Origin of the sequence: Tenacibaculum sp. nBUS_03, assembly GCF_051201695.1 — a bacterium.
Lineage (GTDB): Bacteria > Bacteroidota > Bacteroidia > Flavobacteriales > Flavobacteriaceae > Polaribacter.
On record NZ_CP179214.1, the window covers coordinates 2,522,042 to 2,546,702 of the forward strand.

Annotated in this window: 19 protein-coding genes; 10 read left to right on the forward strand and 9 right to left on the reverse strand. The window is 30.4% G+C overall.

Annotated features, from left to right (window positions below):
- Window position 1: 1 nt before the first annotated feature.
- Window positions 2-1,060 carry a hypothetical protein gene (locus ACMFBB_RS11745; RefSeq protein WP_435260969.1) on the reverse strand — a complete coding sequence of 353 codons (1,059 nt, stop codon included), beginning with the start codon at window positions 1,058-1,060 and terminating at the stop codon, window positions 2-4.
- A gap of 331 nt (window positions 1,061-1,391) precedes the next feature.
- On the opposite strand from ACMFBB_RS11745, the gene ACMFBB_RS11750 reads away from it, so the two are divergent.
- Window positions 1,392-2,348, forward strand: a complete 957-nt coding sequence (locus tag ACMFBB_RS11750; RefSeq protein ID WP_435260970.1) for a hypothetical protein — start codon at window positions 1,392-1,394, stop codon at window positions 2,346-2,348.
- Between the two features lie 150 nt (window positions 2,349-2,498).
- On the opposite strand, the gene dprA is transcribed toward ACMFBB_RS11750, so the two are convergent.
- Window positions 2,499-3,596 (reverse strand): DNA-processing protein DprA, encoded by a 1,098-nt coding sequence (dprA, locus tag ACMFBB_RS11755; RefSeq protein ID WP_435260971.1) that lies wholly within the window; start codon window positions 3,594-3,596, stop codon window positions 2,499-2,501.
- Window positions 3,597-3,692: 96 nt separating this feature from the next.
- On the opposite strand from dprA, the gene ACMFBB_RS11760 reads away from it, so the two are divergent.
- Complete coding sequence (locus ACMFBB_RS11760; protein WP_435260972.1) at window positions 3,693-4,592, forward strand: SPOR domain-containing protein; 900 nt, start codon at window positions 3,693-3,695, stop codon at window positions 4,590-4,592.
- Between the two features lie 343 nt (window positions 4,593-4,935).
- On the opposite strand, the gene ACMFBB_RS11765 is transcribed toward ACMFBB_RS11760, so the two are convergent.
- A complete protein-coding gene (locus ACMFBB_RS11765) occupies window positions 4,936-5,439 on the reverse strand; it encodes a hypothetical protein (RefSeq protein WP_435260973.1) in 504 nt (167 codons plus the stop codon).
- Window positions 5,440-5,700: 261 nt separating this feature from the next.
- Between ACMFBB_RS11765 and ACMFBB_RS11770 the strand changes: the two genes are divergently transcribed.
- Window positions 5,701-6,213, forward strand: coding sequence for an acyl-CoA thioesterase (locus ACMFBB_RS11770; RefSeq protein ID WP_435260974.1), 513 nt, complete (start codon window positions 5,701-5,703; stop codon window positions 6,211-6,213).
- Window positions 6,214-6,281: 68 nt separating this feature from the next.
- Here ACMFBB_RS11770 and ACMFBB_RS11775 read toward each other — a convergent pair whose 3' ends face one another.
- From ACMFBB_RS11775 to ACMFBB_RS11800, 6 genes are read right to left on the reverse strand one after another with little or no spacing between them, the layout of a single operon-like run.
- Window positions 6,282-7,316, reverse strand: a complete 1,035-nt coding sequence (locus ACMFBB_RS11775) for an AI-2E family transporter (RefSeq protein ID WP_435260975.1) — start codon at window positions 7,314-7,316, stop codon at window positions 6,282-6,284.
- 13 nt (window positions 7,317-7,329) lie between these two features.
- Window positions 7,330-8,541, reverse strand: coding sequence for a murein hydrolase activator EnvC family protein (locus ACMFBB_RS11780; RefSeq protein WP_435260976.1), 1,212 nt, complete (start codon window positions 8,539-8,541; stop codon window positions 7,330-7,332).
- Window positions 8,542-9,309 (reverse strand): DUF4292 domain-containing protein, encoded by a 768-nt coding sequence (locus ACMFBB_RS11785; RefSeq protein ID WP_435260977.1) that lies wholly within the window; start codon window positions 9,307-9,309, stop codon window positions 8,542-8,544.
- 12 nt (window positions 9,310-9,321) lie between these two features.
- On the reverse strand, window positions 9,322-10,284 hold the full coding sequence (locus ACMFBB_RS11790; protein WP_435260978.1) for a tetratricopeptide repeat protein: 963 nt from the start codon (window positions 10,282-10,284) through the stop codon (window positions 9,322-9,324).
- Window positions 10,285-10,303: 19 nt separating this feature from the next.
- A complete protein-coding gene (locus ACMFBB_RS11795; RefSeq protein WP_435260979.1) occupies window positions 10,304-11,320 on the reverse strand; it encodes a sugar phosphate nucleotidyltransferase in 1,017 nt (338 codons plus the stop codon).
- 51 nt (window positions 11,321-11,371) lie between these two features.
- On the reverse strand, window positions 11,372-13,030 hold the full coding sequence (locus tag ACMFBB_RS11800; RefSeq protein ID WP_435260980.1) for an ABC transporter ATP-binding protein: 1,659 nt from the start codon (window positions 13,028-13,030) through the stop codon (window positions 11,372-11,374).
- Window positions 13,031-13,264: 234 nt separating this feature from the next.
- Between ACMFBB_RS11800 and ACMFBB_RS11805 the strand changes: the two genes are divergently transcribed.
- The 7 genes from ACMFBB_RS11805 (at window position 13,265) to ACMFBB_RS11835 (ending at window position 24,628) form a co-directional block, all read left to right on the forward strand.
- On the forward strand, window positions 13,265-13,978 hold the full coding sequence (locus tag ACMFBB_RS11805; protein ID WP_435260981.1) for a M43 family zinc metalloprotease: 714 nt from the start codon (window positions 13,265-13,267) through the stop codon (window positions 13,976-13,978).
- On the forward strand, window positions 13,956-14,573 hold the full coding sequence (locus tag ACMFBB_RS11810) for a fibronectin type III domain-containing protein (RefSeq protein ID WP_435260982.1): 618 nt from the start codon (window positions 13,956-13,958) through the stop codon (window positions 14,571-14,573). The genes ACMFBB_RS11805 and ACMFBB_RS11810 overlap by 23 nt, the downstream gene beginning before the upstream one ends.
- Window positions 14,560-15,927 carry a GEVED domain-containing protein gene (locus ACMFBB_RS11815; protein ID WP_435260983.1) on the forward strand — a complete coding sequence of 456 codons (1,368 nt, stop codon included), beginning with the start codon at window positions 14,560-14,562 and terminating at the stop codon, window positions 15,925-15,927. Before ACMFBB_RS11810 ends, ACMFBB_RS11815 begins: the two co-directional genes overlap by 14 nt.
- 651 nt (window positions 15,928-16,578) lie before the next feature.
- A complete protein-coding gene (locus ACMFBB_RS11820) occupies window positions 16,579-18,540 on the forward strand; it encodes a S8 family serine peptidase (protein WP_435260984.1) in 1,962 nt (653 codons plus the stop codon).
- Between the two features lie 464 nt (window positions 18,541-19,004).
- Entirely contained in the window at window positions 19,005-20,999 is a 1,995-nt protein-coding gene (locus ACMFBB_RS11825; RefSeq protein WP_435260985.1) for a GEVED domain-containing protein, read from the forward strand.
- Between the two features lie 122 nt (window positions 21,000-21,121).
- The gene (locus tag ACMFBB_RS11830) at window positions 21,122-21,511 is read left to right on the forward strand and encodes a hypothetical protein (protein WP_435260986.1); all 390 of its coding nucleotides are present in this window, start codon (window positions 21,122-21,124) and stop codon (window positions 21,509-21,511) included.
- Window positions 21,512-21,949: 438 nt separating this feature from the next.
- Entirely contained in the window at window positions 21,950-24,628 is a 2,679-nt protein-coding gene (locus tag ACMFBB_RS11835; RefSeq protein ID WP_435260987.1) for a GEVED domain-containing protein, read from the forward strand.
- Window positions 24,629-24,661: the final 33 nt, after the last annotated feature.

Below are 24,661 nucleotides of genomic sequence, written 5' to 3' on the forward strand. Positions count from 1 at the left end.
TTTATAATACACGCATATTCTCATAATTACGCTTTACAAAATCTAATGCGGTTTCTAATATTTCACCCATGCTTGAGTTCTTTTTAAAAAGAACATCTTTAGTAAAATCGAAAATTTGTTGTTTTAATATTTTTACATTTTTTTCAGTAGAAACAATATCATTTTTCATACATGATACAAGCTCTTGAATTCTACTATCAGAGCTTAAAATACGTTTGGCAACAATAGACCTTTCTTCTATTTTATATTGATTAATAGAGGCTTCTTGAAGTTTTTGACCTACTAAGCTAACCATAGGAAAGTTTTCCTTGAAAAATTGAGGATAATACACTTTAAACTTACCTTCAAAACATTGTTGATCAAAATCAATAGCTCTAATTTTATAAACCACATGATCAAAATCATGGGTTGGAACAATTACATAATTATAAGAACGCATATCACCTAATAAACGAATCATGCAACGCTCATTAAATTTTACAAATTCTTTAGCTATTTGTGCCTTTTCAGATTCAGTACATTTTGGTAAAAAGTCTTTAATAAAATCATCACCAGGTATTCCAGCAATATGCTCTTCAATTAAAGTGTCTTTATATACTAAAAAATTAAGATTGTAGGGCGATAAAATATGTTCTAATTCTAATCCATAAATTCGAGAAGCATCTGTTTTTTTTACATAAAAATAGGTGTAGTTATCATTCAAAACATTACGGATTTTTACTCTAAAGGGTTTTGAATTGCCAAAGGTGCAATAATCAATGGCATCCACATTTAAGTATGGGATAGTATCTTCATTACCATTTGAATGTAAAATGGTGTATACTTTTTTTAAGCTTAAATCAATTTCTTGACGCTCAAATTCTGAATAATACGTGCGAACCCACAATGTATCTTCATCATTTTTATCATATACTACAATAGAACCTTGAAAACGCAATAAATCATCGTAAAAGATAGGTATTTTAATATTTCTGCTATGCTCAATTAAGTAATCATTTAATTGGTTAGTAACAGGAAACGCAGGTTTTTTTTGCGACATTAACTTTTCTTCAGACGACATAGAAAGGGAATTTTTTCAAAAATAGGTAATTATAAATAGGGAAGTACTAAAACAGCTATAATTTTGTGAGTATGCCCTTTTGAATAGTATGATTGAGAAGGATGGAGTATTCACTTTGGAAGCCAATTTTATCAAACTTTTTTTGTAAACCTAAAGGTATAGTAGAAAATGTATTCTGTTATGGCAATGTTAGATTTTTAAGAAATTTATTATTCTAAGATCTAACTTTAAATTATCCTTTTTAGTTTCCGTTGTTATTAGTTTTTATCACTAGATAATTTTCTGGCATGATGTTTGAATTTTCGTGGTAATCACCCTTATCTGTTTGATTATGAAATACATTAGCTTATTGTTGATTTCTTTAATATTGACCTCTTGCGGACCTTTTTTAGTTGGATCATATATTAAGTCAGAGCAACGTTCTTTTACTAAAAAAGATTTAAGTTCTGCTTACCAATTAACTCCAGGAATAACTAAAACAGATGTAGAAAATATTTTAGGCGTACCTGAACGTACAGAATTTAATAACAACTATGAGACTTGGCATTATTGTAATACTAAACGTAATGTAGATGAGTATATTGCATTATATTTTGTTAGAGGAATATTAGCACAAAAACAGTTCTATACTGTCAGAGGCATATACGGATCTTGTTCGGATAATATAAAGAAAGGAAATTATAGAGAACCAAAAAATATTTTTCTTGCTAATCAATTAGAATCATTTGATATGTCTTTTACTTTAAATAAAGGTGTTGATAAGTCTGAAGTATTGAAAATAATGGGGCCCCCTATAAAAAGTGAGCTTCTTAAAAATTATGAAATTTGGCATTATTGTAGGTATGCTAGTAATTCAAAAAATGGAAATTATATTTCTTTGGCTTTTATTTCAGGAAAGCTTGTAGAAAAACAAATATATAATGCGAATAATAGTTTTGGTTCTTGTGCAGATAATATTAAAACAGGGGATTATCGAGACTTTGATGTTTTAGGTTATGCCAATGGATTATATTCTGGAATGAAAAAAGCTGCAGTTGTTGCTTTAATGGGAAGCCCTGCAAAAACTGAATTTAGTGGTAAAATTGAAGAATGGCATTATTGTAATAACGATATTTTTGGCGATTATATAGCACTCTATTTTCAAGATGATGTTCTTGTTGAAAAATTAAATTATATGGTTACAATTGATGATAAAAAAGGGGGGATTGATAATTGTTCAAAATTTATAAAAAAGGGTAATTATAGAGTGCCTGATAAAATAATTCAAATTAATTTTTCAGAAAAATAGTTACATCATATGCTGATGCATAGTTTAAGTTTTGAAGTTTAACTTATCTTAATTAATTGCATGTAAGGAGTTTTTAGTTTGTTAATGGTAGTGTTTAAAATTAAGTTTTGAAGAGAACTTTTATAAAATTTCTTATTCTTCAATGATGTTTTAAATTTCAAACATTTTACCAGGTAAAGGAGTAATAACATTTTTTAATTCCATTTGAATAAGAAGAGAAGATAATTCATGCACAGGAATGTCACAATCTAAAGCAATAACATCTAATAATTGTTTTCCTTTTAAGGTAAGATAGTCACATATTTTTTGTTCCTTTTCATTTAAGTGGACAAATAATTCTATTTGTTTTGATATAGGAGCTGTTTTTATATCCCAATTAAGCATTTCTGCAATATCATTAGCGGAAGTTAGTAAATGTGCTTTGTTAGATTTAATAAGATGGTTACAGCCAGTACTATAAACATCGGTTGTTCTTCCTGCCAAAGCAAAAACATCTCGGTCATACGAATTTGCAATATCAGCGGTAACTAATGAGCCTCCTTTTATAGCTGATTCAATTACGATAGTTGCTTGTGATAATCCAGCTACTATGCGATTTCGTTTTAAAAAATTTTTTCTTGCAGGTTGTTCATTGTGCCAAAACTCTGTAATAAAACCACCATTTTCATTTACTTTATGAATATATTTTTTATGAGTTTTTGGGTATATTTCTTCTAAACCATGGGCTAAAACAGCAATGGTTTGCAAGTTATTTTTAATAGCTTTTTTATGAGCACAAATATCAACGCCATACGCAAAACCACTTACAATGATTGGGTCGTATTGTGATAAATCTTTTATTAGTTCAGTACAAAATTCTCTTCCATAAGAGGTCATATTTCGTGTGCCCACGATTGCTACAATTTTATTGTTGTTGAGGTTTATATTTCCATCATTAAAAATTAAAATAGGAGCATCAATACATTGTTTTAAATTTTTAGGGTAATTACTGTCTAAAAAGTAAGAAAAAGTATAATTATTATCCTCTAAAAAAATAAGTTCCTTTTCAGCTTTCTCTAAATTTTCTTTGTCAAATAAATGTTGTAAAACATGCGAACCAATTCCTGGTATTTTAGCAAGAGATTTAGGAGATTCCTTATACACTTGTTCTGGGCTACCCGTAGCAGAAATAAGCTTTTTTGAAATAATATCTCCAACGTTTTTTGTAGCCTGTAGCCTTAGAATAGCCAGTATTTTTTCTTTTTTCATAGCGCAAAAAATTGAGTATCAATATACAAAAAAAGTGTTAATAAGTATTCTGATAAAAAAACAAAAACAACTATTTAAATTACTAGTTTTGTTCTTATGACATTAGCCAACTACATAAACGATTTATTATATAGATATGACTGCGTAATTGTTCCTAACTTTGGAGGTTTTGTAACTACTAAAATAGGAGCAAAATTAAATGCGTCTAAAAATACTTTTTACCCGCCAAAAAAACAATTAACATTTAATGCGTATCTTCAGCATAATGATGGTTTATTAGCAAATCATATTGCTTCTGTAGAAAAGGTTTCATTTGAAAAAGCTACTGAGAAAATTTCAATTGAAGTAGACCGTTGGAAAAACTTGTTAGAAACTACATTTGTTAAAGTTGATGAGGTTGGGACGTTAACTTTAAATGAAGAAAAACAGTTAATTTTTGAGCCTAATAAAAACAGTAATTTTTTAGTAGAATCTTTTGGATTATCAGAAACTGAATCGAAAGAAATTAAACGATTTAAAGAAGAGATTAAAACGTTACCTAGGGTAGAAGAAGAAACTAAAAAAGTGATTCCTATTTTTGTTAAAAGGGCAGCTGTTGCCGCAGCCGTTGTTGGTATTATTTATACTGGATGGAATGGAATTCAAAACAAACAACAGGAAGAAAAATTAGCTAATCAAGAAAAATCATTAGAGAAAAAAATACAATCAGCAACTTTTGTAATAGATAATCCGTTACCAACAATAAATTTAAATGTTATAAAAGAAGAAGGTATAAATTTTTATATTGTTGCTGGTGCATTTCAAGTTGTTGAAAACGCTGTTAAAAAAGTTGAAGAATTAAAAAATCAAGGGTTTGATGCAAAAATTATTGGTAAAAATTCTTGGGGATTAACGCAAGTAGCTTTTGATGGATATACAACCAAAGAAAAGGCTCGTAAGGAATTGTTACGTATAAAAGAAACTATTTCTGAAGATGCATGGTTATTAGAAAAATAAGAGTTTAAAATACTATAAATTACAAAAGCACACTTAATTAAGTGTGCTTTTTTTATGTGTTTTGTCATGTTCTAAATAAGTTGACACAAAATCGATTTATTATAAGTAATCATGTGTCAAGCGAGTTTAGTAAGTATTAGTGTAATTATAACTTATGCTTTAAATTAGCCTTACTAGCAGAAGTAGAATCCATTAAAAGTATATTAACAAATGACCATTTATTCCTTACTATGAAAATACTTAATTTTATATTTAACAAAAAACCAGAGAAGTCAACTTCTCTGGTTTAGTTTAATTTTATAAATAATTGTCACCCTTTTTTCAGGATAACTAATTAAAAAAATTATTTTTTCTCTTCATTGGTAGTTGAAGCAGCATGTTCTTTTACCATTTTAGCATCTTCAGCAGTAACTTTTTCATGCTCTTTCATCATTTTATGGTGCTCATCTAACATTTCTTGATGTTGTTTTTTAAGCTTTTCATGATCTTTAGTCATTTCCTCTAAGCTAATAGTACCACTAGCATGTTTTTCTTCTAGTGCTTTATGTTCACTAACTAAAGTTTTATGCTTCTCAACTAATGACGTATGAGAGCTTAAAATAGTAGCATGCTTTTTCTCATTAGCTAAGTGAAGAGAATCATTAGCTATATCTTTGTGAGAAGATATTAATGAAGTGTGATCATCACTAATAGTTGAGTGTTGTTTTTCCATTTCAGCATGAGTTTGAATCATGGTTTCATGTTCAGCTACTAACGCTTTGTGTTCAGCACTTTCCGCTGGGTTTTTCTTACATGAAACAGTTAAAGTAATTAAGGCAACAGCCAATAAGTTTGGTATAATACGCATAATAAATAATATTAAAAAAATGTTAAAAACAAATATATAATAAATCCATTTAAAATGCTAAAGGGCTATGTAAATAATAGAAAATATACAAGAACTTCTAATTGAAATCTTTTAAAATATTAAATAGCATCTTATGCTTTGATAGTTAAAAAAAAATAAAGTTATCTTGTAATTATTTTTTAAAATTACTAGTAGCTTATTCACTCGCTAGTATAAGCAAGTTTTTATAGCATTACGTATCTTTGCAACAAACCTACTATCATGAGAGCAAAGACACCTAAAGAATCTTTAACTATCCTTACGGATTTAGTATTACCAGGAGAAACTAATTACTTAGACAATCTTTTTGGAGGAGAGCTATTGGCACGAATGGATAGAGCTTGTAGTATTGCTGCTCGTCGCCATTCTAGAAGAATTGTAGTAACGGCTTCGGTAAACCACGTTGCTTTTACTAAGTCTGTACCCGTAGGAAGTGTTGTAACTGTTGAGGCTAAAGTATCTAGAGCGTTTAGATCTTCTATGGAAGTATATGTAGATGTTTGGATTGAAGACCGACAATCAGGTGAGAAGACAAAAGTAAATGAAGGTATTTATACTTTTGTTGCTGTTGATGAAACTGGAAAGCCTGTTCCGATTCCTCAAATTGAACCTGAAACCGAGCTAGAACAGAAACGTTACGAAGGGGCTTTGCGAAGAAAGCAATTAAGCCTGGTTTTAGCTGGTAAATTGGAGCCAAAGGATGCATTAGAGTTAAAATCTTTGTTTTTGGCTTAAAAACGGCTTAAAACACCTTTTAGAGAACCTTGAAAAGAAAAGTTATAGTAAGGAAATTATTGTTTTAGTTAAATTTCTTCTATATCACCATTTTCGGATAAAATTATAGCAATTGATTTTGTTTTTTCAAATTGAGAAAAGATTATAATCATAATTACTGTGATAGGTACACTTAAAACCATACCTGTAATCCCCCATATTTTGCCCCATACGGCTAATGATATTATGGTTACTAAAGGACTTAAGTTTAATGATTTTCCAAAAAGCTTAGGTTCTATAATATTACCAACAATTACTTGAATGCTACCTACAGCAAGTAAAACAATTAAAAAAGGAGTTAACTCCCCAAATTGTAATAAGCAAAAGATTGCAGGAAAAACGGTGCCCACCAAAGATCCTATTGTTGGTATATAGTTTAATAAAAATATTAAAAATGCCCAAAACGGCGCACTATCAACACCTACTAAAAGTAAAACAATATAACTTAAAATACCAGTAAGTAAACTTACGTATGTTTTTAAGCGTAAGTAATTAGAAATAGACTCTTCTATCTTATTTAACATGGTTTGCATATTATGATAGTTTTCCTCGTCATTAAGAAACATTTTATGTAATTTCTTTTTCAAGCTTGATTCTTCCAAAAAGATAAATAAGGCATAAATTATTATCATAAAAGTATCTCCCAAAATACTACTGATACTATTTGCAATATTTCCTAGCATAGATCCATAATTAAACTTTCCAATAAAGCCTTTTACAGATTTTATGATATCAACATGGAAATAACTATCAACCTTTGTGATGATAGCATCAATATTAGGTTCATAATTTGAATATGATGAAGTCAATGTAGCAATACTGTTTGTTATTATTTCAGAAATAAAACTAAAGCCTAGGATAATTAAAGTGAAAACGAGCAGGTTGCAAAGCCATTTAGGAATATATTTTTTTGTTAAAGGTATACGGTAAATAGTTTTTCGTATTTCTCTTGTTAAAAACCAAAAAATGAGGGCAAAAATAAAAGGAATTAATATCCCTTTTCCAATCACTAATGTTGCTACAATGGCAGTTGTGATAATGATAAAGTAGGTTGTGTTTTTCACTTCATTTGATTTTTTATTGTATCCAGTCAGAAGGATTTAAACGATTAGTGTTTTTGTACAAAACAAAACTTAATTTCGTTTTACCGGTTATTTTATCAGTAAATATTTTGCCAAGCTTGTCTCCTGTTTTAACAGCATCTCCCTTTTTTATGTATACTTTTTCTAGGTTGTTATAGGTAGAAATATAATTTCCGTGCTGAACGTAAACAGACTTTCTTCCATCTGCATGTCGTTGAACAACTAAAATTTTACCGTTAAAAATACTGGTAGCATTTGAGTTTTGCTTAGCTACGAAATGTAACCCAGGGCTGTTTATTTTTATTCCAGGAAATGTAGGGTGTGGTTGAACACCGTATTTTCTAGTAATAATACCTTTTACAGGCCAAGGTAAATTACCTTTATTTTGTTCGAAATTAGCAAGCAATACTTTTTCTTCAGCATTTAAATTAAATTCGGTTGACTTTTTAGTTCCTTTTTTCTTCTTTTTATTCGATCTAGCAATAGCATCTTTAATTAACTTATCAATTCTAGCTACTACTCTTTTTTCTTCTCGTTGCTTCCTTAAAAGGTCTCTTTTGTATTTTTTTTCTTGTTTTTTAATTTTTGAAATTAACTTTTCTTGATTTTCTTTATCACTTTCAATTTCTTCCTTGTTTTCTTTTTCTTCACCAACCAAACGCTTTTTAATTTTCTTTCTAGTAAGTAAAGAATCGTTTAATTTTTCTATGTCTTTTGTCTTAATAATAATTTCTTCTCCTTGTTTTTTTCTGAAATTATTGTATTGTTCCATGTATTTAAGCCTTTTATAGGCTTGATAAAAACTTTGAGAAGAAAGTAAAAACATAGTTTTACTTTGTAAAGATTTACTTTTATGTGTTTTAACAACCATATCAGCATAATCTTTTTTAAGTTTTATTAGTTCTTTATTGTAGTTTTCTAATTGTTTTTTGTTTTTCGTAATTTCTTTGTCAAGGGTTTCAGTTTCAAGTTCAATTGTTTCAATTAAACGTTCTCTAATACTTATTTTTTGGTTGATGTCTTTTAAATCATCTAAGGCATTGCTTTTTTTGTTTTTTGTTTTAAAAAGCAAGGTATTCACCTGCTTAATTTCTTTTTTTATATTAAAACGTCGCTTTTCAAGTTCTTTTCTTGTTTGAGTATAAGAAGAAAAACTATTGGCTAGAAACAAGTAGAAAAGGAATATGTAAAAAAGAGATTTTTTCATTTATAACTGTATTTCTTTATATCCTTTAGGAATTGAAAAATCAACATTTAAATTAGTGTTAAAATTAACAGATCGAATAGTCATACTAATATTCGTGAATTTAGTACTTTCTTTAGCTAAGATGTTTATTTTATTAGGAAAAACAATATTTTCTTTATTCATATATGTAGGATATGAAACGTCTAAGCGTTGATTTTTAAAAGTGTTTACTAATGATTGCTTATCTAATTTGTAATGTAGTGGATTTATATAAAAAAACACGTCAAATAAATTTGGTTGTTTTTTTGGAGATAATTGATACGAATTTTTGATAATTTCAACGTTTTGACGTTGTGATTTTACATCAAATATTGCCTGCCCAAGTAGCATATTTTGAAGTTGTTTAAAATTTATATCAGTACCAAGTAGTTTCTTTAACATTGAAAAATCACCTTCAAAATAATTTTTTTTATAAGGAGAATAAAAACTAACTTTTGTAGGAGTTATTTTTGCTTTAAAAACAGTAATAAATTTAGTGCCTTTTAACCAAATTACTTCATCCTTTTTTATTTTCATTCTTACTGAAAAACCTAAACTCTCGTTATTGTCTTTATAGTTTACTTTTAACTTTGCATCAATTGTTCTTTTTTCAAAGTTTTCAGCTATATGTTTTTTTGCTACCCTTCTAGCAGACATTTGTTTTACAGCCTTAGTAGTCGTGATTGATTTATTTGATTTACATGAAATAAAAGCAATTGATAAAACAAGTATGTATTTTAATAATTTCATTCTTTTATAGATTTAAAAACTATTTTTTATTTTTTTACGATACTTATTAGCGTTTTTAGTGTCTCCAATACCTAAATAAGATTTAATAAGCTCATTATAAAAGTTTGTTTGCATAACAGGATTATCTATCACAAAATCAATACCACTTTGTAAAATAGTAATAGCTTTCTTATATTGTTTACTTTTATTGTTTGCTCTTGCATTCATTAAATAGACTAAAGGTTGTGCAGGAAAAAGTGTCATACCTTCTTCACTATATGTTAATAATTTAGAGTTGTTTTCTAAATCTAATTTTGTAAGTAGTTGCTTTAGTGTAGAAAAAGATTTGTTTTTTTTGAATTGATTTTCAAAATTAACATTGTTCGTGTTTTCAGTTCTTTTTGGTTGTTTAGTTTTAGTGGTATTAGGAGAAGCCAATCTTTTTTTTATTCGTCTTAGCCTAGGAGATAATAGTTTAGCTTTTTCAAGCTCAGTTAAAATAGATGTAGCAGACGCGATATCATTTTTTTGTAAGTATAGATACACCAGATATTGCTTTTTTTTGGGAAATTCATTAGCAATTTTTTTTTGTATTTCTATAGCTTGATCTAAAGCATTGTTTCTTCTGTGAACTTGAACTAAATGTTCGGAAATCCAAAGATTATTTGGTTTTAAAACCAATGCTTTATTGGCGTATTCAACAGCTTCAATATATTTATTTAATTTGTGATAGTTTTTAGAAAGTTCGAAGAGAACGCTTACATTATCAGGAATAAGTAGGTTACATTCATCTAAACTTTCAATAGCTTTTTGATTGTTGTTTATGGCTTTTTGAGTAATTGCTTTAAAAAAATGTTTTTGAAAATCAATACTTTTTTGCTCATTAAGATTTGTTGCTAATGGAATACTATCTTGAGAAAGTAATGAGGAAGGTATAAGGAAAAAGATGAAAGTAAAAAAAGTAAAAAAAATATGTTTACTAATTTTACTATTCATCAAATTTTTTAAATTTTCTTTATGTAAGTTCTGTATAATCACCTATGCTTACTGATGTATAATTACCATTGTATTTTGCATGATTACCAATCATAGCATTATCTAAATTAGCATTAGATATTTGAACATTGGTTTGAATTAATGAATTTACAATTGTAGAATTTTCAATTAAACCATTGGCTCCTATAGAAACATGAGGTCCAATTTTAGTGTTTTTTAAAACTACATTTTCTCCAATGTAACAAGGTTGTATAATCTCTGAATTTTCTAATACAACGTCTTTTGACACTAAATTATTACCTTTAGCTTGCTCAAAAGTTAATACTTGTTTATTAGTATCAACAGTAGGATCTTTTTTACCACAATCCATCCAAGCATCTACTTTTCCAGGAATAAATTGTGCTCCTTTTTGTTTTAAGTTTTCTAACACTTCAGTTAATTGAAATTCACCAGAAGGCCTAATGTCATTATCAATTAAATAATTTATTTCATTTAATAATTTGTTACCATCTTTAAAGTAGTATATTCCAATGATGGCTAAATCAGAAACAAATTCTTTTGGTTTTTCTACAAAATCAGAGATAATTCCTTCTTTTAATTTTACAACACCGAAGGCACTAGGGTCTTCTACTTGCTTTACCCAAATTGCACCATCTGCATTAGCATCTAATGTAAAATCAGCTTTGAATAAAGTGTCAGCAAAAGCAACCACACAAGGTTCACTCAATGAGTTTTTAGCACAATGTATTGCATGAGCAGTGCCTAAAGCTTCTTCTTGTACATATACACTTCCTTTTGCTCCTAAATTAGAAGCTATTTTTAAAAGTTCATCTTTAGTATTTGAAGGAAACCCCTTTGCTGCAGGTCCAATTATAAAAGCAATTTCTTCAATAGGTTGGTTAACTACAGAAGTAATATCTTCAACTAAACGTTGTACAATAGATTTACCAGCAATAACAGTCAATGGCTTTGGAATAGTTAAGGTATGCGGCCGTAACCTTGACCCAATTCCTGCCATAGGAACAATAATTTTCATATGTTTCTTTTTTAATGCTGCAATATACTATTAAATAATCTTTGAAAAAAGTTATAACCCTTTTGGAATTGCTTCAATTAAGGTTTTTGTATATGTTGTTTCGGGATTGTTATAAACAATATCGGCATCATTTATTTCTTCAATTAGTCCTTTATTCATGACAATTAATTGATCAGCCATGTATTTTACAACTGACAAGTCATGAGAAATAAAGATATATGTGAAATTAAATTCTGATTTTAATTGATTTAATAAATTAAGAACTTGTGCTTGAACTGATACATCTAAAGCAGATACTGATTCATCACAAATAATAAGCTTGGGTTGTAAAGCTATAGTACGTGCAATTCCAATCCTTTGACGTTGACCCCCAGAAAATTCATGAGGGTAACGATAAAAGTGATCGGTTTCTAAACCTACTTTTTTAAGGAGGTTGAAAACATATTCTTTACGTTCTTTATTAGATGTTAAAATATTATGAACAATCATAGGTTCCATAATAGCTTTTCCTACAGTAATTCTAGGATTTAAAGAAGAAAAAGGATCTTGGAAAATAATTTGAATTTCTTTTCTAAGGCTTTTTAATTCATTTTTTGAAAGTTTAGTAATATCATTTCCTTTGTAAATTATTTGCCCAGAGGTTATTTTTTCTAGTTGTAAAATTGTTCTCCCAAGTGTTGTTTTTCCACAACCACTTTCTCCTACCAAACCTAAGGTTTCTCCTTCATAGATTTTAAAAGAAACAGAATTTACTGCTACAACTTTATTTTTCTTAGAGAACCATGAACCATTTGTAATAAACTCTTTTTTCAAATTAATTATTTCTAATAATGGAGATTGATTGTATATTTTTTGATGAAATGTTTTACGCTCTTGATTTGTGTATATTGTATTTGTAACAGTATTGTTAACAAAATCATTAATAGTAGGTAGTTTTTTTAGTCGTTTATCTATTGTTGGTTTTGATTTTATTAATGCTTTTGTGTAGTTTTCTTTTGGAGTTAAAAAAATAGATGAAGCAGTTCCTTTTTCAACGATATTACCTTTGTACATAACAACAACGTTATCTGCAATTTCTGAAACTAAAGCTAAATCATGAGAAATAAAAATTATGCTCATTTTATGTTCTTCTTGAAGTTCTTTTAATAATAAAATAATTTCTTTTTGAACAGTTACATCAAGGGCTGTTGTGGGTTCATCGGCAATTAAAATTTTAGGTTTACATGCGATTGCCATGGCTATTATAACACGTTGTTTTTGTCCGCCACTAATTTCATGTGGATACGAATTATATAGCTGTTCTGGCCTAGGAAGTTTTACTTTTTTAAATAATTCAATTACCTTCTCTTTAATTACTTTTTTTGAGAAAGAGTTATGTTGATGTAAAATTTCTGCTACTTGAAAACCACAAGATAACGTTGGGTTTAGAGAACTCATGGGTTCTTGAAAAATCATAGATATTTCTTTTCCTCTAATTTTTTGAAATTCATTTTCTCTAAGAGATAGTAAGTTTTTATTTTCAAAAATAACCTCTCCGGTAATAGTAGCCGTTTTAGATAGTAACCCCATGATAGCCAGTGAGCTAATAGATTTACCACTGCCGCTTTCTCCTACAATACCTAAAATTTGATTTTTATTTATTGAAAAAGAAATATCATTTAAAACTTTATTTGTTTTAAAAACTATAGATAAATTTTTAATTTCTAGCATTTATAGGTTTTTCATGTAAAAATAATCATTTTTATTAGACTATATTTTATGGATAATTTATCGTTTTTGGGGTATTTGTTGTTTTATTTTAAAAAAATTATATATTTGCCGAACTTTCTATATTTTTTACATGTAAAAACAATAAAAAATTAATAATTTAACTTAAAACCCTTCTAATAATGAGACAAAAAATTACTTTGTTACTAATGTGCATCTTTTTTGCTGGAACTACTTATGCGCAACAAAAGAGAACATGCCATGCAATGGAAGATCTGGAAAACCGAAAAAGACAAGAGTCCTACATTACAAAAAAGAATGGATGCAATTGAAAAATTCACCCAGAGAAAAATAAAAGAGAATAAGAATACCCAGAGAAAAATTTCTGGAGAAATTATAACAATTCCAGTAGTAATTCATATACTGTATACAAATTCAACGAATAATATTAGTACTGCGCAAATTCAATCTCAGTTAGATGTATTGAATGCTGATTTTAGAAGAACGAATTCAGATAGAACTAACAAATGGTCACAAGCCGCTGATACTCAAATAGAATTTAAATTAGCAACTATTGACCCTAATGGTAACCCTACAACTGGTGTTACCAGAACTTCTGTTAGTAAATCTACTTGGGATCTTCAAAATCAGAATACTAGTAATGATATGAAGAAATCATCAAGAGGTGGGGTAAGTCGATGGAATACTTCAGAGTATCTAAACATGTGGATTGTTGATAAATTAACTAGAGGATCAGGTACTATTTTGGGGTTTGCTCAATTTCCAGGTGGAGATGCTTCTACTGATGGAGTAGTAATGGCAGATCAGTATTTTGGAACAACAGGAACTGCACAATCACCATTCGATGGAGGTAGAACAACAACTCATGAGGTTGGACACTTTTTAAATTTACGTCATATATGGGGAGATGGAACAGTGTGGTTCCGATGATTTTGTATCTGATACACCAGAATCTGATGCACCTAATTATGGATGTAAAACAGGACATACCTCTTGTGGTTCTGAAGATATGGTTCAGAATTATATGGATTATTCTGATGATACCTGTATGAATTTGTTTACACTAGGCCAAAAAAATAGAATGCGTGCTATATTGGAAGCAGGTGGTTCTAGACGTAGTTTAGCTTTATCTGATAAGTTTGGTAGTGGAAGTGTTTGTAATGCGACAGTACCAACAGGAGTTTCAACGAGTGCAATTTCTGCATCAGGGGCAACAGTAAACTGGACTGCAGTTTCAGGAGCAACTTATGATGTTAGATACCGTAAAGCAGGAACTAGTTCATGGACAACCAGTGCATCATCTTCTACATCTGCAATATTAAGCGGATTATCAGCTTCTACGCAATATCAAGTTCAAGTTCGTAGTAAGTGTTCATCAGGAAATTCAAATTATAGTTCATCAGTAAATTTTTCAACTTCAGCTAAACAAATTAACTATTGTTCATCTAGTGGAAACACATCATATGCAACAGGAGTTACAAGAGTAGTGTTTGGATCTATTAATAATGCTGATGAGACCATCTAAAAATGTTGGATATGAAAATTTTACTAATTTAAGTACTACAGTATCTCAATCTTCATCAGTGAACCTTACTGTATCAGTAAACACTGATGGTAATTATAGGGCTGATGCAATAGCATGGATTGACTGGAATCAAGATGGAGATTTTACAGATAATGGAGAGACTTATGATTTAGGAAACATAAGTAATGTATCAAATGGAGCTTTAGCAACAAAATCAGTAGCAGTTCCTTCAAATGCAAAAGTAGGAGCAACCAGAATGAGAGTTTCAGCTAGATATAATGCAAATCCAACGTCATGTCAAACAAATTTTGATGGAGAAGTAGAAGATTATACAGTAAATGTTCAAGGAGCGGTTGCTGATACTCAAGCACCAAGTGCACCAAATAGTTTAACAGCGTCAAGTATAACTCAAACCACATTAACATTAAACTGGTCATCTTCAACAGACAACGTAGGAGTAACAGGGTATGATGTGTATAGAGGATCAACAAAATTAGGATCAACAACAACAGCAACAAGTTATAATGTAATAGGGTTAACTGCAAACACCGCATATTCATTTACCGTAAGAGCAAAAGATGCATCAGGAAATATATCATCATCAAGTAATACAGCAAGTGTTACCACTTTAGGAGTTGTAGTATCTTATTGTGCATCAAAAGGAAATAGAGATACTTATGAGTGGATAGATTATGTATCATTTGGAGGAATGACTAACACTACAGGTAAAAACGGAGGGTATGGAGACTTTACGTCTAAAGTAGCAACGGTAGCTCAAGGAAGTACTAATCAATTGTTAGTGAGTGCAGGTTTTAGAAGTTCAGCGTATAATGAATATTTTACAATTTGGATAGATTATAACAAAAATGGAACTTTTGAGTCAAATGAAAAAGTAGCTTCAGGAAACTCAACAAGTTCAGGGAATAGATCTTCAAATATAACAATCCCATCCTCAGCTAGTTTAGGACAAACAAGAATGCGTGTTTCTATGAAGTATAATGGAGCATCAACAGCTTGTGAAACCTTTGCTGATGGTGAGGTAGAAGATTATACGGTTAACATTACTGCTAATACAAGTAAAGGAACCAGTATAAGTAACATTGAAACTTTAAGAGATGAAAGTGGATTAGATTTAATGGTGTATCCAAATCCAACAACAAATTTCATTGAAGTTAACGTAGCGTCAAAAAGTGATAATATTACATATAGCGTTGTAAATACAATAGGAAGTGTTGTAAAGTCAGGAAAAATGATTTCTAGAACTTTAGATGTTTCAAATTTGAAGTCAGGAGTGTATATGATAGAAGTTAATGATGGTCAAAAGTCGTTAAGAACTAAATTTATAAAAAAGTAGGTTTATAAAAAAACTTTGTTTTAAAGAAGCCCTATAGTCTAATCTATAGGGCTTCTTTCTGTATAGGAGTATCTTATTATTCTTTTGAAAGAATTTTAAAAGTAAATTTTTACATCTTTAATTAAAACTACTCTAGAGACTAAGAGAGTAATTTACTAGCACTACATCATGTAAAAATGAATTTGAAACTCTGATGTAGGGGAATATGTGACCATGTTAATGATTTACAACACTATTTCGAAGCAAATTGTTATTGATTCAACGGAAGTTTATGAAGAAAATAATTATTAACGACAACTAATACATAGCCTTGTTTAATGTATTTATTGAACTAGTTCAATTTTTTTAACGTGAAATAATTGCAGTTTTGCCTTAACATTAAAACAGGAATGTACTACTACAATTAGATGGTTAATTTTTATATAAACAATTATTAGAATAATCTCTATCATAAGTTTTATGAGATAAAAATAGTGTTTAAATGTCAGTTAATCATTTAGTTATTCTCTATTGTATTTGTCTTGTGACAAAAGTCACAGGATAAAAGTTTCATTGTAATCTAATTTAGCTAAGTAAATTTTGATAAAAATCAAACAGATGAACAATTAGCTTTAAATAAAAATAATTTAATTAAATAACCCCCCAATAATTATGAAACACAAGTGTTTTAAAAGTCTTTTAGTTACAAGTGCATTCATTGGATTAAGTTTCCAGGCACAATTAAAAGCTCAAACCAAATCTGAGATCAAAGAAATTTGTAGTCAATATGATTTGACCAAACTAAATGTTATGAAGCAAAAATATCAAGACAATGCTTCAAAAGAAAAGCAAAAAGCTTTAAAATTAGCGAAAAGAAAAGGATGGAAAACTAAGTTTACGTCCAAAGATGGACGTATGCTTGAATTACAAAGAGTTGTAGGTGGTAAGCCCATTTATTACACAACTTTTAATATTGAGGCAGCAAAATCTACAAGAACGAATCACTTAAATTCAGGAGGTTCTTTAGGTTTAAATTTAATGGGTCAGAATATGACTGCTTATGTATGGGATGGAGGTGTAGCCAACCCTGCACATCAAGAATATGATGGCGCTGGAGGAAATAATCGTTTTTCTATCGGAGATGGAACAAATACACGAAACTTTCATGCAGAGCATGTGACAGGTACAATTATGGCTTCTGGTTTTGAAGCTAATGCTAAAGGTATGGCTTCCCACTCTAAAGTTATTGGTCATGATTGGAACAGTGATGAAGCTGAAGTAACAAGAGCAGCCTCTAATGGTATGTTAATATCTAATCATTCATATGGTTTTAGAACTAGAAACCCGAATACTGGACAAGTATTATTACCTCAGCATTATTTTGGTGGATATATAACAGAATCTCGCGTTTGGGATGAGATAATGTTTAATGCACCAAATTATTTAATGGTTGTAGCAGCAGGTAACGATGGTAATGATAATACTGCAAATAGAAACCCTACAGGAGGGTTTGGATTTGATAAATTAACAGGACATGCAGTTTCTAAAAATAATTTAGTAGTTGCAAATGCACAAGATGCTAATGTTGATGCTAGTGGGAATTTGATTTTTGTATCTATTAATCGTTCAAGTAGTGAAGGACCAACTGATGATTTTAGAATAAAACCAGATATCACAGGTAATGGTACCAATGTATATTCTAGTTTTCATTTCCCTAGTTGGGATACTGCTATGGGAGACAACCTATCTGATGGAAATGTTGTTAATGATTATCGTAGTATATCAGGTACATCTATGGCTTCTCCAAATGTAACAGGGTCATTATTACTTTTGCAACAACATAATAATAATACTCACAGAGCTTATATGAGAGCTGCCACACTTAAAGGTTTAGCTTTACATACTGCGGATGATGCAGGAGTTGCTGGTCCGGATGCGGTTTTTGGTTGGGGTTTATTAAATGCTAAAAAAGCGGCTCAAATAATTACTCAGAAAGGAACCCAATCAAAAATAGAAGAATTGACATTAAGGTCTGGTCAAACTTATACTATAACGGTTAATTCAGATGAAACAAACCCTTTATTAGCATCAATTTCATGGACTGATAGGCCAGGTACTGCTAACACAACGGTAAATTCAACTACACCAGTTTTAGTAAATGATTTAGATTTAAGAGTCACAAAGGGAGAAACAACGTTCTTACCTTATGAATTAACAGGAGCAACTACAAATGTAAAAAGAGATAACAATGTAGATCCTTTTGAAAGAGTTGATGTTTCTGAAGCTTCTGGAACATATACTATAAGTGTATCTCATAAAGGTTCTTTAACAGGAGGTAGCCAAAACTATTCTTTAATAGTAACAGGTATTATAAGTAAGATTGAACCTTTAAAGAATGCAAGTAATTTAGGGTTATTGGTACATCCAAACCCAGCAACAAATTTTATTGAAGTTACAGGAATATCAAAAAATGATAACATTACTTATAGAGTTGTAACTATTGCAGGAATTGTTGTAAAGTCAGGAAAATTAATGTCTAGAAATTTAGATATTTCAAGTTTGAAATCAGGAATATATGTGTTAGAAGTTAATGATGGTGAAAAATCACTGAATACTAGATTTATAAAAAACTAGCTTTATTTTTTTAAACAACATCTAGTGACTAGTCGCTAGATGTTGTTGTTGAATATCTTACAGACTTTAAATCATTAAAAGTAAAGTTTAGACCTTTAAATAAAGCTATTATAAAGACAAAGCTCATAATTAACTACAGACTAATATGAAGCAAAGAAGAATATGAAACTTTAGCATAGGAAAAAACACGATTATGGCAATGATTTATTAAGACTATTTCAATGCATATTGTTAATGATTCAATCATTTCAGATTAAAAAAAATTAATTCAATTTTAAGTTAGAATATATTGATAATTTAAACATTAGATAATCATTCAGTTAAGTGTTTTTGGATTTATCCTGTGACAAAAGTCACAGGTCAAAAGTTTCAATATACTCTAATTTAGCCAAGTGAATTTTAATAAAAATAAATACGAATAGATTTAAAATAAATAATAATTTAACTTAAAAACCCTTCTAATAATGAGACAAAAAATAATTTTGTTACTAATGTGCATCTTTTTTGCCGGAACTGTTTATGCTCAACAAAAAAGAACTTGCGAAGCAATGGAAGATCTTGAATATAGAAAAAGACAAGATCCTACACTACAAAAAAGAATGGATGCAATTGAAAGATTCACCCAAAGAAAAATACAAGAGAAAAAGAAAGCCAAAAGAAAAATTTCTGGATCCATTATAACAATTCCAGTAGTAGTTCATGTATTATATACTAATGCTACAAATAATATTAGTGATGCTCAAATTCTTTCTCAAATTGATGTTTTAAATAAAGATTTTAGAAGAACTAATACAGATAAAACGAATAAATGGACCCAAGCAGCTGATACCGAAATAGAGTTTGCTATGGCAAAAATTGACCCTAGCGGAAATTCGACTGAAGCAATTACTAGAAAGTTGGTAAGTGATTCAGATTGGGGAACAAAGTTCAAAGCAAGAAATGCAATGAAAAGCGTTGCAACAGGGGGAATTGATCCATGGGATACTTCTGAATATCTAAATATGTGGATTGTTCCTAAGATGACTTCTACTGGCCCTCGAGGAGATAGAAATATTTTAGGATTTGCTCAATTCCCAGGTGGAGCAGCAGCAACTGATGGGTTAGTAATGATTCATGACGCCTTTGGTACCGTAGGGACACTTAACCCTTCTTTTAATTTAGGAAGAACTACTACGCATGAAATAGGACATTACTTAAACTTACGTCATATATGGGGAGACGGACCATGTGGTGTTGATGATTTTGTATCTGATACACCAGAATCTGATGCGCCTAATTATAGCTGTAATACAGGACATACTTCTTGTGGTTCTGAAGATATGGTTCAAAACTACATGGACTATTCTGATGATGCATGTATGAACTTATTTACACTAGGTCAAAAAAATAGAATGCGCGCTGTGTTAGAAGTAGGTGGTTTTAGACGTAGCTTAGCTTTATCTGATAAGTTTGGTAGTGAAGAAAGTGTTTGTAAAACAATAGTGCCAAAAGGAGTTTCAACAAGTGGAGTTTCCGAAACAGGAGCAACAGTAAAATGGACAGCAGTTTCAGGAGCAACTTACGATGTTAGATACCGTAAAGTAGGAACTAGTTCATGGACAACCAAACAATCATCATCTGCATCTGTAATATTAACCGGGTTATCAGATTCTACGAAATATCAAGTTCAAGTTCGTAGTAAGTGTTCTTCAGGATATTCAAAATATAGCTTTTCAGTAAATTTTTCAACAAATTTAGGTGTTAAAGCAACTTATTGTGCTTCAAAAGGAAACAGTGTTGCTTATGAGTGGATAGATTATGTGTCATTTGGAGGAATGACCAATACTACAAGTAGAAACGGTGGGTATGGAGACTTTACATCTAAAGTAGCAACGGTAGCTCAAGGAAGTACTAATCAATTGGTAGTGAGTGCAGGTTTTAGAAGTTCAGCTTATAATGAATATTTTACGATTTGGATAGATTATAATAAAAATGGAATTTTTGAGTCAAGAGAAAAAGTAGCTTCAGGAAACTCAAAAAGCTCAGGAAAAATATCTTCAAATATAACAATTCCATCTTCAGCTAGTTTAGGACAAACAAGAATGCGTGTGTCTATGAAGTACAATGCAGCGTCAACACCTTGTGAAACTTTTACAGAAGGAGAGGTAGAGGATTATACGGTTAATATTACTGCTAATACAAGTAAAGGAACTAGTATAAGTAATATTGATGCTTTAAGGGATGAAATTGGGTTAGATTTAATGGTGTACCCAAACCCAGTAATAAATTTCATTGAAATTAATGTAGCGTCAAAAAGTGATAATATCACATATAACGTTGTAAATACAATAGGAAGTGTTGTAAAGTCAGGAAAAATGATGTCTAGAACTTTAGATGTTTCAAATTTGAAATCAGGAATGTATATGATAGAAGTTAATGATGGTCAAAAGTTATTAAAAACTAAGTTTATAAAAAAGTAGGTCATATTAAAGACTCCTGTTAAAAGAATAATGGATTTCAGAAACCATTCAAAAAAAACTGGGCGTAATCCGAAAAGCCAAATGAGTAGGAAATAGAAAATATATAAATAAAAATTAATAGTATGTATACAGACAGAAATTTAGCTGAACAAATGCAAAAGGAGTTATTAGCTAGTGGTGTATTAACAAAAGAACAACTAAAAATGTTACAGGATGATGTAACTGAAGTCAATGTAAAAGAAAAAATTCCAGCATCTCAGCTTAGTAATTTTACAAAATATTGGACATCGGTTGGTGCTTGGGTAAATAGTCAAGGTGGAAACATTACTACACTTAGTGGAAATAAAACTGATGGTAGGCAAGGTGGAGACCCAAAAGCAAAGCATATTAAAATTTTGTATAATGATGCATTTAATGATGTTAGGCAATGGATTGATAAACCTCAATTTTCTATCGTAAAAGCAGTTTCTAATCACTTACGATTCATAGATGTTATGACTGAAGAAGAATAGAAAAGTACAAATTTAATAACGAAAAAAAGATATCAAAGTCTAAAGCAAACAAAAATAGCTTTAGGCTTTGTGCTATCAAAGAAATAATAACTAAACTTAAAACCTTTCTAATTATTAAATAAAATAATACGCTTAATTTTTGAGAGTATAGCTTACGCTCAATAAAAAAGAAGTGTTATTAAATATCTCTGTTTTTTAAAAGAAGCCCTGAAGACTAGTCTCTAGGGCTTCTTGCTGTTTATAAGTAAGTTATAAAATCTAAATTATTGCGTTTTTTGTTTTTTTTAACAAAAAAAGTATATATTTGGTAAAATTTTTACAAAAAGATTACAACTAATATAGGTTTATCTGTTTTGTAAAAAACAACTAGTACAGGCTATATATCTTGAATAACTAACTTTTAGTTATAAATCATACTTTAAACCAAACCCTTCTAAAATGAAACGAAGAATTATTTTAGCACTTACGTGCTTGTTTTTTGTGGGTGCTAATTTCGCCCAAGAAAAAAGAAATTGCCACACAATGGAGAATCTTGAATATCGTCAATCTCAAGATCCATTACTTAAAGAAAGAATGCAAAAAATTGAAGCTTTTACTCAGAAAAGAGTAAAAGAAATGAAAAACTCCAAAAGAAAAATTGTAGGAAACATAATTCAAATACCTGTAGTGGTTCACGTCATATACAGTAATTCTCAAGAAAACATTAGTGAAGCTCAGATTCAGTCTCAAATTGAAGTTATGAACGAGGACTTTAGACGAACTAATTCAGATCAAACGAGCAAGTGGTCTCAGGCAGCTGATACTCAAATAGAGTTCTATATGGCACAAATTGATCCAAATGGAAATCCAACTGATGGAATTACCAGAAAATCTTCTACGAGAACTTCTTGGGGAACAAGTGACGCGATGAAAAAATCTTCCCAAGGTGGAGTTGACCCATGGGATACATCAGAATATCTGAACATGTGGGTTTGTAATATCGGTGGAGGAATTTTAGGGTATGCTCAGTTCCCTGGAGGAAGTGCTAGTACTGATGGTGTTGTAATGGGACCACAATATTTTGGTAGTTCTGATAAGGGGTCTGGATTTTATTTAGCAGCTCCTTTTGATAAAGGAAGAACCACGACTCATGAGGTTGGACACTTTTTAAACTTACGCCATATTTGGGGTGACGGTGGATGTGGAGTTGATGATTTTGTATCAGATACACCTGAGTCTGATGGTGCAAATTACGGTTGTTCAACCGGACATACATCTTGTGGTTCTGAAGATATGGTTGAAAACTATATGGACTATTCAGATGACTCTTGTATGAATTTATATACACAAGGGCAAAAGACGAGAATGCGTGCTGTTTTAGAGCAAGGTGGATCAAGAAGAAGTCTTGCGTTATCGGATAAAACAGGAGGAGGAAACTCTTGTGAATTAGCAGCGCCTTCTAATTTTGCAGGTTCTAGTATTAATAATAACGGTTTCACATTATCGTGGTCAGCAGTGTCTGGAGCAGCATCCTATAGTGTTACAGTAAATGGTTCAACAACTAATGTATCTGGAACACAAGAAGTAATAACTGGATTAACAGCAGGTACACAATATAACTGTGTTGTAGTTGCAAATTGTGCTGATGGTAGTAGTGGAGCTTCTTCAAGTGTTAATGTAACAACTACAGGAAGTCAGCCACTGAATTATTGCTCTTCAAAAGGAAATAGTGTTGCCGATGAATATATACAAAAAGTTCAGTTAGGGAGTATAAATAATACTTCTGGATCTGGAAATGGATATACAGATCACACCTCTTTATCTACTAATTTAGAAAAGTCAACTTCTCATACGATTACAATTACCCCAAAATGGACAGGAACTATTTATAATGAGGGGTATGCTGTATTTATAGATTATAATAAAGATGGAGATTTTGAAGATTCAGGAGAAACAGTTTGGACAAAATCAGCTTCAAAAGATACTACAGTAAGTGGTTCTTTTACAGTACCATCAGGAGCTACGGAAGGAGCTACTCGAATGAGAGTTATTTTACGATATAATACAGTGCCAAGTTCATGTGGTTCATACAATTACGGAGAAACAGAAGATTACACCGTAGTAATTGAATCAGAACAAGCAGATACTCAAGCACCAAGTGCACCAAGTAGTTTAGCAGCATCAAGTATTTCTCAAACAGCATTAACATTAAATTGGACAGCCTCAACAGATAACGTAGGAGTAACAGGGTATGATGTGTATAGAGGATTAACAAAGATAGGATCAACAACAACAGCAACAAGTTATAACGTAACAGGATTAACAGCAAACACAGGATATTCTTTTTCTGTAAAAGCACAAGACGCAGCAGGAAATGAATCAAGTTCAAGTAACGTTTTAAATATTACTACTTTACCTAATGCAGTTTCTTATTGTGCTTCAAAAGGAAATAACTCAAGTTATGAATGGATAGATTATGTATCATTTGGAGGAATGACAAATAGTACAGGAAATGATGGAGGTTATGCTGATTATACATCTAAAGTAGCTACAGTAGCTACAGGAAGTACAAATCAATTGATAGTAAGTACAGGTTTTAGAAGTACAGCTTATAATGAATATTATTCAATTTGGATTGATTATAACCAAAATGGAACTTTTGAATCAAGTGAAAAAGTTGCCTCAGGAAACTCAACAAGTTCAGGGAATTTGTCATATAACGTAAGTGTTCCTTCAGGAGCTAATTTAGGAACAACTAGAATGAGAGTGTCTATGAAGTGGAATGCATCACAAACAGCATGTGAAAGCTTTTCTTATGGAGAAGTTGAAGATTATACTGTGAATGTTACTGCAAATTCAAGCAGAGGTACAATTTTAGATAACGTAGCTCCATTAACTAACGAAAATGTTTTGGATTTAATGGTGTATCCTAGTCCAGCTTCAAATTTTATTCAAGTGAAATTGGTATCAAGAGCTGAAAGTTCAACTTATAGAATAACTAATACTATAGGAAGCGTTGTATTATCAGGTAAGTTAAATTCTTCAAGTCTTAATGTTTCGAAGTTGAATTCTGGAGTATATATCCTAGAAGTCAACGATGGTCAAAAACCATTAACAACTAAATTTATTAAAAAGTAAAATTACATTACTTTAACCCCGAGATAATCTCGG